Raw genomic sequence first — 14064 nt, 5'->3', positions numbered from 1 at the left:
GCGCGGCGGTCGTCGTTCTACATCGTCGCCCGTGCCTCGCGGAACGACACCAGCTTCCGGCGATTCTCGTCCCACAATGCCAGTTTGACGCAGCGCAGGCTGTCGAGCAGCGTGACGCGACCGATGCCGCGCAGTTCCGGATAGTCGCGCAGCACTTCCTGCAGCCGGTAGCAAGGCACCTTGGCGGAGAGGTGGTGGACGTGATGAACGCCGATATTGCCGGTGAACCAGTTCAGCACCGGCGGCAGGTCGTAATAGGACGAGCCATGCAAGGCGGCATGCTGGAACTCCCAGTCGTCATCCTTTGCCCATTCCGTCTCCTCGAACTGGTGCTGGACGTAGAACAGCCAGATGCCTGCCGAGCCGGCGAGAATGACGATCGGCAGATGGACGACCAGGAACGCACCGGGACCGACGGTCCAGATAAGCAGGGCCGCCGCTAGCGCGATGGCGAGATTGGTGGTCATCGACGACACCCAGGGCGTCAGGCCGCCGCGCATCATGCCGATGGGCAGCCTTTGCGAGAAGATGAACAGCCAGATGGGTCCAAGCCCGAACATCACCAGTGGATGGCGATAAAGGCGGTAGGCGAGGCGCCCGCGCCAGGACAATTGCCGGTATTCGGCAACGGTCAGCGTCGTGATGTCACCCATGCCGCGCTCGTCGAGATTGCCGGCGCTGGCATGATGTGTCGCGTGGGCGCGCCGCCAGCAATCGTAGGGCGTCAGCGTCAGGACGCCGAGCGCGCGGCCGATCCAGTCGTCGGCATAGCGGTTGGCGAAGAAGGACCCATGGCCGCAATCATGCTGGATCATGAAGATGCGCACCAGGAACCCCGCTGCCGGAAGGATCAGGATCAGCCCCCACCAATGGCCATAGGCATAGGCAGCCGAGGAGAGCGCCCACAGCGTGGCGAACGGGATGAGGGTGATGGCGAGTTCGACGGCGCTGCGTCGCCGGTCCGGCTTCTTGTAGCGCGCCAGGACCTTCAACCAGGCACGCTTGCTGTTGGCGACCGCATCGGGGGAAATCATGTTCATCAGGAAGCATAGGCACGGCATGTGGCTACCGCAAGGCAGCCATCACGCAAAATTACTGCGCGTAATTGTCGCGTAAAGAGCTACTGCCGCCGCAATCTGGTACCGCCATCCTCGACCCGATCGAGGCGGTCGAGCAATTGCCTGAAGCGTTCGTGAGTATCGGTTTCGATACGGAAGGCCGGCAAGGTACGCAGAAAACGCGTCATCGCCTCGGCACCGAACTGGCGCCTGACTTCTGCGGCGAGCCTTTCTGCCTTTTCAGCCTTGTTGCGGGTCATCATGTCAAATCCTGTGTCGGCTCCGAAACTCCTCCAGTAGGGGAATGGTTCCCGCATCACGCTTCCGTGGCAAGCTAAGCCGGCAAGTACGGTAAACTTTGAATTAAAATCTAAGCATCGCCATTGATCACGACCCAGGTCCGGCCCAAGGCTCAATGATCGCTTACCCCTTGATTTTTGGCTGCCAAACCTCGATATCGGGCACAAAATCCATACCATTCGAGATGACGGGAAACGGCTATGAGCGACCAGGCAAAAGACGAACGCGCGCCCAGTGAAGCCGAGGCGACCGAGGCCAATGCCGAGCGGACGGAAGGCAGCATCGATGGCGACTATGAAGCGCTTGTGCGACTGCTGAAGGAAAATGAAGAGCTGAAGGACCGCGCGCTGCGCGTCGCGGCCGAGATGGAGAACCTGCGCCGCCGCACCGCGCGCGACGTACACGACGCGCGCACCTATGCGGTTGCGAATTTCGCCCGCGACATGCTGTCGGTCTCGGACAATCTGCGCCGCGCGCTGGACGCCATTCCGGCGGAGGCGAAGGCCTCGGGCGACGCCGGCTTCAAGGCGCTGATCGAAGGCGTCGACCTGACCGAGCGCGCGATGCTGTCGGCGCTGGAACGGCATGGGGTCAAGAAGCTCGCGCCGGAAGGCGAGAAGTTCGATCCCAATTTCCACCAGGCCATGTTCGAAGTGCCCAATCCCGATGTCCCGGCCAACACCGTCGTCCAGGTCGTGCAGCCGGGCTATTCGATCGGCGAGCGCGTGCTGCGTCCGGCCATGGTCGGCGTCGCCAAGGGCGGCCCGAAGATTGCCGCCGAGGCGCCGGTCGAGCCGGGGCCGGTGAATGAGCAGGCGGAGAAGGATGCGTAGTTAGGGGTAGGGCAGTAGGGAATAAGGCAGTCGTATCAATCGTGCGGCTTCGTGCTATGCATAAGCCCAATTCCTAATCCCTAAGCCTACTCCCTTACCGCCATGCATCCCATCGCCCTTCTCGACTATGCCGGCGTCGCTGTTTTTGCGGCGACCGGGGCGTTGGCTGCTTCGCGAAAGCAACTCGACATTATCGGTTTCCTGTTCCTTGCTAGCGTCACCGGCATTGGCGGCGGCACGTTTCGTGACCTCATCCTCAACGTGCCGGTCTTCTGGGTTGGAAACCGCGACTATGTGCTGATCTGCGCGGTGGTGGCGATCCTTGTCTTCTTCACCGCGCATCGCGTCGAATCCCGCTACAAGCTGCTGTTGTGGCTCGACGCCATCGGGCTGGCCGCTTTTTCAGTGATGGGTGCGGCCAAGGGCCTGGCAATCACCGGTTCGCCGGTGGTTTCTATCATCACTGGCATGCTGACCGCGACCTTCGGCGGCATATTGCGCGATCTGCTTGCCGGCGAACCATCGGTGCTGCTGAGGCCGGAGATCTACGTCACGGCCGCTCTGGCGGGCGCCGCCATCTTCACATTTGGCGACGTCGCCGGATTGCCCCAGATCGTCTCGGGGTTGGCCGGCTTCGTCGTGGCGCTCGCCGTGCGCGGCGGCGCGCTGCGTTTCGGCTGGTCGTTTCCGTCATACAGGAGCCGGCCAGGCCGGCGGCCGGAGGATATTCCGTAAGGAAGGGAATAGGGAGTAGTCAGTAGTGAGTAGTCAGCGAAGCGTGAATCGTAGCGTCTTGCCTGCTGCCCTTACGCCGCAAAGCGCTGCGCTTCCCCGCCATAGTAATTGACGTAGCGGGCGCCGATCTCCTTGACCGGCATCACCACGAAGACATCGACGGTCGAGAATTCGCAGTCGATGACGCAGCCGTCGCCGATGCGGGCGCCGACCCTCAGATAGCCCTTCACCAGAGGCGGCATCGCCGCGATCGCCGCCTTGGTGTTGACCGCCTCGATCGGCATCAGGTCCATGGAACAATAGCGCCCGGACACCGCGCGCACGTCCCAGGCCGAATTGGTGCGGCAGTGATGGGCGAGATAGGTGAGCGCCTCGGCATGCGCCGCCGGCACGGTACCGTGGAAGGAAGCGCAGCCGGTCATCACGCCGATTTCGTAGTGATTGATATAGGCCCAGATGCCTTGCCACAGCGCCTCGATGGTGCGCTTCGAGCGGTATTCCGGCAAAACGCAGGATCGGCCGAGCTCGAGGAAACGCTGGCCGGGATGGCGGGCGATGAGCTTGGTCAGCTCGAATTCGCCTTCGGAATAGAAGCCCCCGGCGGCGGCCGCGATTTCTTGCCGCAGCAGCCGGTAAGTGCCGACGATGCGGCGGTGTTCGGGGCCGGAAATCGAATTGTCGAAGACGAGCAGATGATCGCAAAGCGGATCAAATCGGTCGGCGTCGCGGCGGTCCTGCGCCTGGAACAGGTCCTTGCGGGCGCCAAGCTCGTCATAGAATACGCGGTAGCGCACTTCCTGCGCGGCCGCGATCTCGGCCTCGTTGCGGGCGAGCCGCACTTCGAGATTGCCAATACGGCCGAGTGCTGCGCCCTTTACGACGGAATCGACATTACGCCCGCCGAGCAAGGCGCTGCTGGCGTTCGGCCGAGTGTCACATTCCGGCATAACTGTATGCACGAGTGATTCTCCTTCGAGCCATCCCTCTTGGCACGGGGATACGGTGTAGGTGCAACAGGATTGTGACAGTACCGTGATAAGGCGTCGCGGGCAATACTTCGTCGGCTGGCGAAAACGGTCAACCGGCTACGTTAGGTGAGGAGGAGCGAGGCGCCTTTCGTTTGCACGGATCAACTCGCCGCGCTTCAAACCCTTGTTTTCATGGGGGTCGCCCTCGATAAATCGGGGCCTCTTTGGGTTGGCGTGCATCAGCCGCCCAGCTGGAAAAAAGCGGATCAGGCCGCAACCTGGCCCTCGACGGCGTTGACGAGCGCATCCGGGTCGAGGGGCTTGGTGACGAAGCCGCTGGCGCCATGGGCAAGCACCGCATGGCGCGTCTTTTCCTGGCTGTCGGCCGACAGCACCATGATCGGCACGGGCGGCGCCGATGTCTCTTCCTCATGGCGGCGGATCGCGGCAATGGCATCCAGCCCGTCCATGACCGGCATATGCAGGTCCATCAGCACCACGTCGAAGCGGTGCTTGTGCCCGGCGCTGGTGACGGCCTCGACGGCGGCCTTGCCATTGCCGACTACCTTGACGCGGTGCCCCGCCTTCAACAGCGTGGCGCGGGCCAGCATGGCATTGATGTCGTTGTCCTCGGCGATCAGCACGGACAAGCCCAACTGGCGGTCGCTTGAAGCGCGCAGCGCAGGGGTGCGGCGCTTTTCCGGCTGCGGCTGGGCAAGGGCCGGCGCATGGCTGGTCAAAAGAACACGCAAAAGTGTTCCACCGCGCACCGGCCGGGCCAGGAAGGTCGCGTAGCCGCTGGCGCGGAATTCGCCAAGCAGGCCGCGGTCGGTCGGTGCGATCAGCGTAACGGCTTCGCAATCCAAAAAGCCGACTTGGCGCAACCGTTTGAGCACTCTCCCATCGCTCTCCTCCATGGCCGCGTCGACCAGAACCACGTCGCAGCCATCGGCGAAGGAGGCGGCCTGTGCCACCGTGGTGGCGATGGCGGCCGCGCCGCCATTGGCGCGGATGGTGCGGGCGATGGCGTCTGCCTCGACGGCGTTCCTGGACAGGATCACCGCGCGCCTGCCGGCAAGCACGTTCTGCCGGCCCTGAGGCGCCTCGGTGGCCTCCGTGGCCGGGATTTCGAAGACGAATTCCGACCCTTGGCCAAGCCGGCTGGACACCGAAATCGTGCCACCCATGGCAGCCACCAGTCGCTTGGAGATGGCAAGTCCGAGCCCCGCTCCGCCATGTGCGCGCGTCGAGGTGCCGTCGGCCTGTTCGAACTCCTCGAAGATACGCTCCATGTCCTCTTCGCGCAGCCCGGGACCGGTGTCGGTGATGGTGAAGCAGATGCGGTCGCTGGTCTCGGTGCGGGCGCGCGCGATGCTGACCAGCACGCCGCCGCCGTCGGTGAACTTGATGGCGTTGCCGATCAGATTGAGCAGCACCTGCCTGACCCGGCCTGGATCGGCTGTGATCAATTGCGGTACATCCGGTTCGACGTGGCAGCCGAGGCCAATACCCTTCGCGAAGGCGCGGGCGGCGAGCAATTCGATGATGTTGTCGGCGATCTCGCGCACCGACATGGGCTGCGGTTCCGGATCGAAGCGACCGGCCTCGATCTTGGAATAGTCGAGCAGGTCCTCGATCAGGGCGAGCAGGGCGCTGGCCGAGGTCGAGATGGCGCCGACATAGGTCTGCTGTTCCGGCGATAGGCTGGTGTCGGCGAGCAGCCTGGCCATGCCCATGATGCCGTTCATCGGCGTGCGGATTTCATGGCTGACCGTGGCGAGGAAGCGCGATTTGGCCTGGCTTGCGTATTCGGCGCGCTCGCGCGCGGTGATGAGCGAGGATTCGGCGCGCTTGCGGGCAGTGATGTCGCGGGCGATGGCGCGATGCGATGCCGTGCCGCTGTCCTTGTCGCGCACCGACAGTTCGATCCAGGAGAACCAGCGCGGGCCGCTTGGCGTGCGGATGGCGACATCGGTGGAACTGAGGCACTCATGGTCGGAAAAGGCGGCATCGGGGACGATGCCGACCTCGATGCCAAGTTCGGCCAGGGTCTTGCCGGCAAGATCGCGCTGATCGGCTTCGACCAGATCGGCGAACACCTTGTTGGCATAGACGATGTGGCCGTCGCGATCGCGATGGATGACGAGGTCGCCCAGCGCATCGATGAGACCGCGAAAGCGCTCCTCGCTTTCCTGCATTTCCCACATGCGGTCGGCCAGCGTCTCGATTTCGGCGCGGCTTCGGGCGGTGGTCTCGTCCAGCATTACCACGGTGCGGTGGGCGCTGCGTCTGGCATGGAAATGCATGGCCAGGCCGGCGAGGCCGGTTGCCAGCAAGGCGAGGCTGATGAAGATCGGCGCCCCGGTCAGATGCGCGAGGCCCGCCAGGACCAGGATGGCGACGAAGGTGAGCAGCGGCAGGCCTTCCCGCCTGACCAATTGTTGCTCGGGCACCAGCGGGGGGGGGGGGGGGGGGGGGGGGGGGGGGGGGGGCCCCGCAACCGCATCGACATCGTCGCCCTTGTTTGCCTGTCGGCTGTCGGATTCCGCGATCATGCGAAACCCTTGCCAGACAGAGATTATGGAAAATTGCGGCGGATCGTTCGAATTTTAGCGGATAGGCGTTTTTGTCCCGGCAGCGGCGGATTCGCCACCGGATTAGGCGATCCATCCGCTGGCTGGAGCCCGCGAGGCGGGCTTACATGTCGACGACGACGCGACCGCGGATCTTGCCGTCGACGATGTCGCGCGCGGCATCGATGATATTGTCGAAGCCGATGGTCGTGGACAGGCTGGCGAGCTTCTGCAGGTCGAGATCGGTGCCGATGCGCCGCCAGGCCTCGAGGCGCACGGCCTTCGGCGCCATCACCGAATCGATGCCGAGCAGCGAGACGCCGCGCAGGATGAAGGGGGCGACGCTCGACGGCAGATCCATGCCGCCGGCCAGGCCGCAGGCCGCGACCGCGCCGCCATAGGAGGTCATCGACAGCACATTGGCCAGCGTGTGGCTGCCGACCGAATCGATGCCGCCGGCCCAGCGTTCCTTGGCCAGCGGTTTGGCGGGCTGGCTGAGCTCGTCACGCGAGATCACCTCGGCGGCGCCGAGATTTATCAGATAGGGGCTTTCCGCATTGCGTCCGGTCGACGCAATGACGTGGTACCCGAGGCTGGACAAGATGGAGACCGCGACCGAACCGACGCCGCCGGCTGCACCCGTCACCACCACCGGGCCGCGATCAGGCAGGATGCCGTGCCGCTCCAGCGCCATGACGCAGAGCATGGCGGTATAGCCGGCGGTGCCGACCGCCATCGCGTCATGGGCGCTGATGCCTTCCGGCAGCGGAACCAGCCAGTCGCCCTTGACGCGGGCACGCCCGGCATAGGCGCCGAAATGCGTCTCGCCGACACCCCAGCCATTCAGGATGACCTTGTCTCCCTTGCGCCAGTCGGGATTGGAGGACGAGATGACCGTTCCGGCGAAGTCGATGCCCGGCACCAGCGGCCAGCGGCGGACCACCGGCGCCTTGCCCGTAATGGCCAGCCCATCCTTGTAGTTCACCGTCGTCGCCTCGACCGCGACGGTGACGTCACCCTCCATCAGGTCGGCTTCGGTGAGATCCGTCACGGCGACCGACTGTTTCTTGTCGGCGTCGCGCGAGACGAGGATGGCTTTGAAGGTTTCGGACATCTTTTTCTCCGCGAACTTGCTTGGCGTCCTTGACTGTGCGGCGATGGCCGCGTGGGGTCAATCTTTGGAAGATTTGGCGTTCGAAGCTTTGGGCTCGCGACGCCAGCCGATGAGTTCGTCGAAGACGACCAGTGCCGCGCCCACGGAAATGAAGGCGTCGGCGAGGTTGAAGATGGCAAAGGACCAGACCGGCGTGTGGAACAAGATGTAGTCGATGACGTGGCCGTAGACGGCACGGTCGATCAGATTGCCCAGCGCGCCGCCGGTGATCAGGGCAAAGCCGGTGCGGGCGATGACATGGCCCGATGGCGTGCGGGTGGCGAGGTAGAGCACGAAAGCCACGACCATAACGGCGATGACCACCAGGCCGGTATCGCCGAAGGAGGAGAACATCGAGAAGGCGATACCGGTGTTGTAGGTGCGAAACAGCGCCAGGAACGGCACCAGATCGAGCTTTTCCTGGAAGGGCAGGCCGGCCTCGACCAGATGCTTGATCCACTGATCGAGCGCGATGGCCGCGACGACGAGCAGCGCGTAGGGGGACCATGATCTCACGGGCGGGCAACCTTCATTGCTGGTCGGCGATTGGTTCGAGCCTCAGCGCGCCGCGCCGGATCTCGAACAGCATGATGCCGGTGGCGACGGCGAGATTGAGCGAATCGGCGCGGCCCGCTTGCGGGATCCTGAGCAGCCGGTCGCAACTCGCTGCCAGGCTTTCAGGCAGGCCCTGTTGCTCATTGCCCATCATCAGCAGCACAGGCCCACGGGAAAAATCGACCGAGCGGTAGTCGACCGCACCCTTCAGATGCGTGCCGGCGACAAGGCCAGAAAATCCGCCGCGCCAGGCAAGGAAGGCCTCGGTCGTTGCCTTCGCCACCGGCACGGCGAAGATCGAACCCATGGTGGCGCGCACCGTCTCCACGGAAAACGGGTCCGTTGTGTCGCCGACCAGGATGACACCCTTGGCGCCGACGGCATCGACGGTGCGGATGACGGTGCCCAGATTGCCGGGGTCGCGCACCCGGTCGAGCGCCACCCAGACATCGCCATTGTCGGCGCGGATGTCCTTCAGCGCCAGGAATTTTTGCGAGAAGACGCCGACCACCATTTGCGGATTGTCGCGGCGGGTGATGGCGACAAGCACTTTTTCCGAGACTTCGAGCACCGTGCCGCCGGCGGCAACCGTGCGCGCGGCGACCTTTTCCACCGCCGGGTTGCCGCGCCCGGCCTTGGCGAACACAAGCGTCCTGATCTGCCAGCCCAGGTCGAGCGCATCGATGACCAGCTTCAGCCCCTCCGCCATGAAGGCGTTCTGCTGGTCGCGGAATTTCTTCAGGGCGAGTGCCTTGATGTCCTTGATCAGCGGATTGGCGAGGCTGGTGACTTCCTTCACCTGGCCAGGTGCGCCCACATGCCGTTCGTTCATTCAGGCCACCCAACGCGAAAACAATGAGGTCGAAAGCGCCCTGCCAGCGGACTTTTCGCGAATGATCAGCTCACCCGATTCAACCCTGCCGCCCATGCCGGCGAACGTGTCGCGCATCAAAGCGTGGATGGCGAAGAAGGAGGCGCGGATCGAATAGGCGGTCAACACCACGGCAAGCGGCTTCGGCGTCAGGATCGCGCGACAGAGATCGGTCAGGGCAGGCAGATCCTCGAACAATTGCCAGACCTCGCCCTTGGGGCCACGGCCATAGGCCGGCGGGTCGAACAGGATGATGTCATAGCGGCTGCCGCGGCGCTCCTCGCGCTCGGCGAATTTCACCGCGTCGTCGACGATCCAGCGGATCGGCTTGCTGCCCAGCCCGGCCATCTCCTGGTTTTCACGCGCCCAGCCGATCGCCTTCTTCGAGGCATCGACATGGGTGACCTCGGCGCCGGCGCGGGCCGCCACCAATGAGGCGAGGCCGGTATAGCCGAACAGGTTCAGCACCTTGACCGGCCGCCTGGCCGCCGCGATCAGCCCGGCCATGTGGTCCCAGTGCGAGGCCTGTTCGGGAAAGACGCCGACATGGCGAAACGAGGTGAAACGGCCGAGATAATCGATGCCGTCATGCTTCATCGGCCAGGTCTCGCCGAGCGGCATCTTCGGGAAACGCCAGCGGCCGATGCCCTCTTCGTCGGTGTCACCGGTGAAGATGGCGTCGGCACGCTCCCAGTCCCTCGCCGGCAAGGCCTTCTGCCAGATCGCCTGGCCCTCGGGCCGCACGATGCGGTAGGGGCCATATTGTTCGAGTTTCTGGCCGGCGCCGCTGTCGAGCAGCGCATAATCGGCATTCGGCGCTACTTCGAGAATCAGCGGAAGCTGCTCGGCGGGCAGGGCGCCGTCACGGCGGGCAAGGATGCGCGGGGCGGAATTCGGTGCGGGCTGGCTGTCCGGGCTGCCGGCCTGCTTTTCCCGTGGCCTTGCCTCCGACCTTGCCGCACCACGATTGTCGTGCGCACGCGCCTGTTGCGCGCCGTCTTTCGCGGGCGGGCGGCCGTCGCGGCGTTTGTCGCGAAAAGACTTCAAGAAGCAGCATCTCCGGCGGTTCGGCCCGCTTCTGCCACAGCTATGCCCTTCCGCGCAACAAAACCCGCGCGACATTGCGACGGCGGAGCGGTGGCGGGCGGTTCAGCCGCGCCTGATCGCAAGCAGGGCGAGAGCCAGCGAAATGAAGCCGGCGGTTTTGAATGCCGTGACGGCCATGTGGCCGGTTTCCCAACGCAGCCGGATGGCTTCGAAACCATCCGGGATCGGGCCCGGCACCCAGGTGGCGAGGACATCATTGGCCGGTTTGACGAGAACGAACCATAACACGAGCGACAGCGCGTAGAGCAAGGCGGCTACGAGCGCGAACCAGAACGCCGGGCGATCCTCGCGCAGCAGCCAGGCCAGCAGTCCGGGGCAGGCGATTGCCGCGATGTCCAGCGGCGCGCCAATCACCGCGAAGAGCAGGAACTGGCCGTTGAAAACGGTGGTCTCGCGCCAAAGGGCCGGCGACCACTGGGTGAGCCGGGGTGCCGATTCCAGGACGTGGGCGAAAGACGGCCCGAGGCTGAGTGCGGCGACCATGGCAGTCAGCACAGACCAGAACAGCAGGAAACCGTATATCTGCATGCCGGAACAACGGTCCCTCGTCCGAGGAGTTCCGAGCCATCAAGCCGCTTGCGGCGCCAAGCATGGCGGCCCTATCGTTCGTCGCCAACGGATTGCCATTGATGTCCCGCTCCGAACGCCTGCTCGACCTGATCCAGTCGCTGCGCCGGCACCGCCGGCCGGTGAGCGGGCAGGCGCTGGCCGATGAGCTCGGGATTTCGATCCGCACGCTCTACCGCGATATCGCCACGCTGCAGGGGCAGGGCGCGCCGATCGAGGGCGAGGCAGGGCTGGGTTATGTGCTCAAGCCCGGCTTCATGCTGCCGCCGCTGATGTTCAGCGACGAGGAGATCGAAGCCATCGTGCTCGGTTCGCGCTGGGTTGCCAAGCAGCCGGACCAGCGTCTTGCGGCCGCTGCCGCCAATGCGCTGGCCAAGATCGCGGCCGTGCTGCCGGAGGATCTGCGCGAGGATCTCGATGCCTCGACCCTGTTGGTCGGGCCGCAGATGACGGCCATTGAAGGCATAGATCTTGGCGTCGTGCGGCAGGCCATCCGCCACGAACGCAAGCTCGGTTTTCTCTATCGCGATGCCGGTGGTGCTGCTTCGCAACGTATCGTCTGGCCGTTCGCGCTCGGCTTCTTCGACAAGGTGCGGGTGGTGGTGGCGTGGTGCGAGATGCGACAGGATTTCCGGCATTTTCGCGCCGATCGCATATCCGGCCTCGACGCCGTCGATGCGCGCTATCCGCGTCGCCGCCAGGCGCTGCTCAAGGAGTGGCGGGCAACGCTCGACAAGCCGCGCGGGCCATGATGCCTACTGCCAGAATCTGACAGTAGCTTGCCCTATATCAGCCAAGTCGAAACGTTGAAACAGCTTGGAGAGCAGTCATGGCAAGCCCGAATTTCGTCATTCTCTATGTCGACCAGCCGCTCAAGAGCGGTGCCTTCTACAGCGCGCTGCTGGGGCGCGAGCCGCTCGAAAGCGCGCCGACCTTCGTGCTGTTCGTGCTCGACAACGGCTTCAAGCTCGGCCTGTGGTCGCGCCATACGGTCGAGCCGGCGGCCGCGGCCGGTGGCGGCGCCGAGATCGTGTTTGCGCTGGAGACGCCGGATGCGGTCGACGCAACCCACGCCGACTGGTCCGGACGTGGCTTGAAGATCCTGCAGACGCCGACCGACATGGATTTCGGCCGCACTTTCGTTGCGCTCGATCCCGACAACCACCGCCTGCGCGTCTACTGGCTGTCCGACGGGCAACAGGCCGATGGAGAGCAGAAATGAGCGCGTATTGGATCGCCGTTGCGTCGGCCGAACATGTCCGGCGCGGCCGAAAGGACGGTTTCATGCAGGTCAATCACGGCAAGGCGGCGCCGCTGCGTCGCGTCAAGCCCGGCGACGGCATCGTCTACTATTCGCCGACCACAGTTTTGCGCGAAAAAGACGGCCTGCAGGCATTCACGGCAATCGGCACGGTGCGGGAAGGAGAACCCTATCAGGGCGACATGGGCGGCGGCTTCACGCCGTTCCGGCGCGATGTCGAGTGGATGGCGGCTGAAGAAGCGCCGATCAAGCCGTTGCTCGAACGGCTGGACTTCACCGCCGGCAAGTCGAACTGGGGATATCAGCTGCGCTTTGGCCTGTTCGAAATCACCGATCACGATTTTCGTCTGATCGCAGAGGCGATGGGTGCTGCAAGGAAACTTGCAGAAGCTAGGGCCTGAGAGCCTTGTAGACGGCAATGCCCGCGGCGAGGTCCTCGAGTGCCGCGCCGACCGATTTGAACAGCGTGATCTCGTCGGCGCTCTCTCGGCCCTTTTTCCGGCCGCGCGCCAGTTCGTGCAGGTCGGCGACGATGGCGTCCGTCTTCAGCACGCCCGAGGCCAGCGGCTGGACGATGTCGCCGGCTTCCTTGGTGGCGCCGGCGCGGGTGTCGACATAGACGCGGGCGCGGGCGATGGCGTCGTCATCACTTTCACGCATCGTCGGGGTGAAGCCGCCGACCAGGTCGACATGGGTGCCTGGCCGCAACAGAGCGCCCTTGATCAGCGGCGTGGTGGTGATCGTCGCCGAGGAAACGATATCGGCCTCACCAAGCTCGGTATCGAGGTCGGTCGCGGTGCTGGCCGCAAAGCCATCGGCGCGCAAATCGGCCGCGACTTTCTCGGCGTTTGCCGGGGTGCGGTTCCATATGCGGATGGTTTTGATCGGCCGCACGGCCGAATGCGCCTTGGCGAGGAACGGCGACAGGGCGCCCGCGCCGACCACAAGCAGCCGCGAGGCGTCGTCGCGGGCAAGGTAGGAAGCCGCCAGCGCCGAGGCGCAGGCGGTGCGCCATTGCGTCAGCCGCTGGCCGTCGATCAGGGCTTCCGGTTCGCCTGTCGCGCCATTGAGCAGGAGATAGAGCCCCATCACGGCGGGCTTGCCGATGGCGTTGTTGTCGGGCGAGACGGTGACGATCTTGACGCCGATATGGCCGCCGGAAGACGTGCCGGCGGCGTTGAAATCGGTCCATGCCGGCATCAGCAGCAAGGTCGAGGCGGCACCATCGGGCCGTTCGACAGCGTGATGATGCCTGACCGGCTGCACCGCACCTTCGCGGAATGCCGCGCGCAACGTCTCGACCAGTCCGGGAAAGGTCAGCGCGCGGTCGACCTCGGCGGCCGAAATGGTCAGCATGAACAGCTCCGCGGAACGAAAGGCGCCGGCCGGCCCATCAACTGGTCGGCTTTGGCAATGCCGACCCTTGGGCCGACCCTTGGGCCTGTCCTTGGGCTGATCCCTGCGGCGCTGATGGCGCGCGGCTGACCGCCTGGCGCAGGTTTTCCGCCTCGACGCCGCGCTGGCGCGCCAGTTTGCGGTAGCGGCCCTGCTTGACCCAGGTCGCCAGGCTGCCGACGATCATGCCGATGGCAAGCGCCAGGAACAGGAAAATGAACAGCGGCAAGGTGAGCGTCAGCTTCGGATTGCCGGGATTGAACGGATCCAGCGTGAAGGCGACGAGTTCGCGGTTGGCGACGGCCAGCGCGATCAGGATGATCGCCAGGGGCACGAAGACCACGATGAGCATGAAACGATTGAGCATTATGTTTTCCGTCGGAAGTTGGCGCTGCGCCTACTTGCCGCCGTTCAGCCTTTCGCGCAGTTCCTTGCCGGTCTTGAAGAACGGCACCCATTTCTCCTCGACCTCGACGGATTCGCCGGTGCGCGGGTTGCGGCCGGTACGGGCGGGACGGTTTTTCACCGAAAAGGCACCGAATCCGCGCAACTCGACCCGGTTGCCTTCGGCGAGTGCGTCGGTGATCTCGTCGAAGATCGCGCCGACGATGTTTTCGACGTCGCGCAGGAAAAGATGCGGATTGCGCGTGGCAATAATCTGCACAAGTTCGGACTTGATCATCAGACG

General features: G+C 64.6%; 17 protein-coding genes. 5 read left to right on the top strand and 12 right to left on the bottom strand.

What is annotated here, in order from left to right; translation table 11 throughout:
- Positions 1-17: 17 nt before the first annotated feature.
- Both FJV80_RS04685 and FJV80_RS04680 read right to left on the bottom strand, forming a co-directional pair.
- On the bottom strand, positions 18-1040 hold the full coding sequence (locus FJV80_RS04685; protein ID WP_095787073.1) for a fatty acid desaturase: 1023 nt from the start codon (positions 1038-1040) through the stop codon (positions 18-20).
- Between the two features lie 80 nt (positions 1041-1120).
- Positions 1121-1321 carry a hypothetical protein gene (locus FJV80_RS04680; protein WP_095787072.1) on the bottom strand — a complete coding sequence of 67 codons (201 nt, stop codon included), beginning with the start codon at positions 1319-1321 and terminating at the stop codon, positions 1121-1123.
- A gap of 237 nt (positions 1322-1558) precedes the next feature.
- Between FJV80_RS04680 and grpE the strand changes: the two genes are divergently transcribed.
- The gene (gene grpE / locus FJV80_RS04675; RefSeq protein ID WP_095772471.1) at positions 1559-2191 is read left to right on the top strand and encodes a nucleotide exchange factor GrpE; all 633 of its coding nucleotides are present in this window, start codon (positions 1559-1561) and stop codon (positions 2189-2191) included.
- Between the two features lie 102 nt (positions 2192-2293).
- A complete protein-coding gene (locus FJV80_RS04670; RefSeq protein ID WP_095772472.1) occupies positions 2294-2926 on the top strand; it encodes a trimeric intracellular cation channel family protein in 633 nt (210 codons plus the stop codon).
- A 71-nt stretch (positions 2927-2997) separates the two neighbouring features.
- On the opposite strand, the gene FJV80_RS04665 is transcribed toward FJV80_RS04670, so the two are convergent.
- From FJV80_RS04665 to FJV80_RS04635, 7 genes are all read right to left on the bottom strand, one after another.
- A complete protein-coding gene (locus FJV80_RS04665) occupies positions 2998-3873 on the bottom strand; it encodes a GNAT family N-acetyltransferase (protein ID WP_246688906.1) in 876 nt (291 codons plus the stop codon).
- 287 nt (positions 3874-4160) lie between these two features.
- Positions 4161-6449 carry a PAS domain-containing hybrid sensor histidine kinase/response regulator gene (locus FJV80_RS04660; protein ID WP_142875661.1) on the bottom strand — a complete coding sequence of 763 codons (2289 nt, stop codon included), beginning with the start codon at positions 6447-6449 and terminating at the stop codon, positions 4161-4163.
- Positions 6450-6591: 142 nt separating this feature from the next.
- Positions 6592-7581 carry an MDR family oxidoreductase gene (locus FJV80_RS04655; RefSeq protein WP_095772475.1) on the bottom strand — a complete coding sequence of 330 codons (990 nt, stop codon included), beginning with the start codon at positions 7579-7581 and terminating at the stop codon, positions 6592-6594.
- Positions 7582-7638: 57 nt separating this feature from the next.
- Positions 7639-8136: a signal peptidase II gene (gene lspA / locus FJV80_RS04650; protein WP_095772476.1), complete on the bottom strand. Its 498-nt coding sequence runs from the start codon at positions 8134-8136 to the stop codon at positions 7639-7641.
- A gap of 13 nt (positions 8137-8149) precedes the next feature.
- A complete protein-coding gene (locus FJV80_RS04645) occupies positions 8150-9007 on the bottom strand; it encodes an RNA methyltransferase (protein ID WP_095772477.1) in 858 nt (285 codons plus the stop codon).
- Complete coding sequence (locus FJV80_RS04640; protein ID WP_095787068.1) at positions 9008-10093, bottom strand: class I SAM-dependent rRNA methyltransferase; 1086 nt, start codon at positions 10091-10093, stop codon at positions 9008-9010.
- A gap of 102 nt (positions 10094-10195) precedes the next feature.
- Positions 10196-10636, bottom strand: coding sequence for a DUF1772 domain-containing protein (locus FJV80_RS04635; protein ID WP_246688900.1), 441 nt, complete (start codon positions 10634-10636; stop codon positions 10196-10198).
- Between the two features lie 146 nt (positions 10637-10782).
- Between FJV80_RS04635 and FJV80_RS04630 the strand changes: the two genes are divergently transcribed.
- The 3 genes from FJV80_RS04630 (at position 10783) to FJV80_RS04620 (ending at position 12382) form a co-directional block, all read left to right on the top strand.
- Positions 10783-11472, top strand: coding sequence for a YafY family protein (locus FJV80_RS04630; protein WP_142875659.1), 690 nt, complete (start codon positions 10783-10785; stop codon positions 11470-11472).
- A gap of 77 nt (positions 11473-11549) precedes the next feature.
- A complete protein-coding gene (locus tag FJV80_RS04625) occupies positions 11550-11942 on the top strand; it encodes a VOC family protein (RefSeq protein ID WP_142875658.1) in 393 nt (130 codons plus the stop codon).
- Positions 11939-12382, top strand: a complete 444-nt coding sequence (locus tag FJV80_RS04620; protein WP_095787065.1) for an EVE domain-containing protein — start codon at positions 11939-11941, stop codon at positions 12380-12382. Before FJV80_RS04625 ends, FJV80_RS04620 begins: the two co-directional genes overlap by 4 nt.
- Here FJV80_RS04620 and FJV80_RS04615 read toward each other — a convergent pair.
- Genes FJV80_RS04615 through FJV80_RS04605 form a run of 3 tightly spaced genes read right to left on the bottom strand, consistent with a single transcriptional unit; the run spans position 12372 to position 14058 of the window.
- Positions 12372-13337: an ornithine cyclodeaminase family protein gene (locus FJV80_RS04615; protein ID WP_142875657.1), complete on the bottom strand. Its 966-nt coding sequence runs from the start codon at positions 13335-13337 to the stop codon at positions 12372-12374. The genes FJV80_RS04620 and FJV80_RS04615 overlap by 11 nt on opposite strands.
- Positions 13338-13374: 37 nt before the next feature.
- A complete protein-coding gene (locus tag FJV80_RS04610; RefSeq protein ID WP_095772484.1) occupies positions 13375-13743 on the bottom strand; it encodes a DUF1049 domain-containing protein in 369 nt (122 codons plus the stop codon).
- A 30-nt stretch (positions 13744-13773) separates the two neighbouring features.
- The gene (locus FJV80_RS04605; RefSeq protein WP_006200394.1) at positions 13774-14058 is read right to left on the bottom strand and encodes an integration host factor subunit beta; all 285 of its coding nucleotides are present in this window, start codon (positions 14056-14058) and stop codon (positions 13774-13776) included.
- Positions 14059-14064 lie beyond the last annotated feature (6 nt).

This window comes from Mesorhizobium sp. WSM4310 (assembly GCF_007003935.1).
GTDB lineage: Bacteria > Pseudomonadota > Alphaproteobacteria > Rhizobiales > Rhizobiaceae > Mesorhizobium.
The sequence above is the reverse complement of the archived record's forward strand: the minus strand, read 5'-3'. Positions and strand labels throughout refer to the sequence as shown.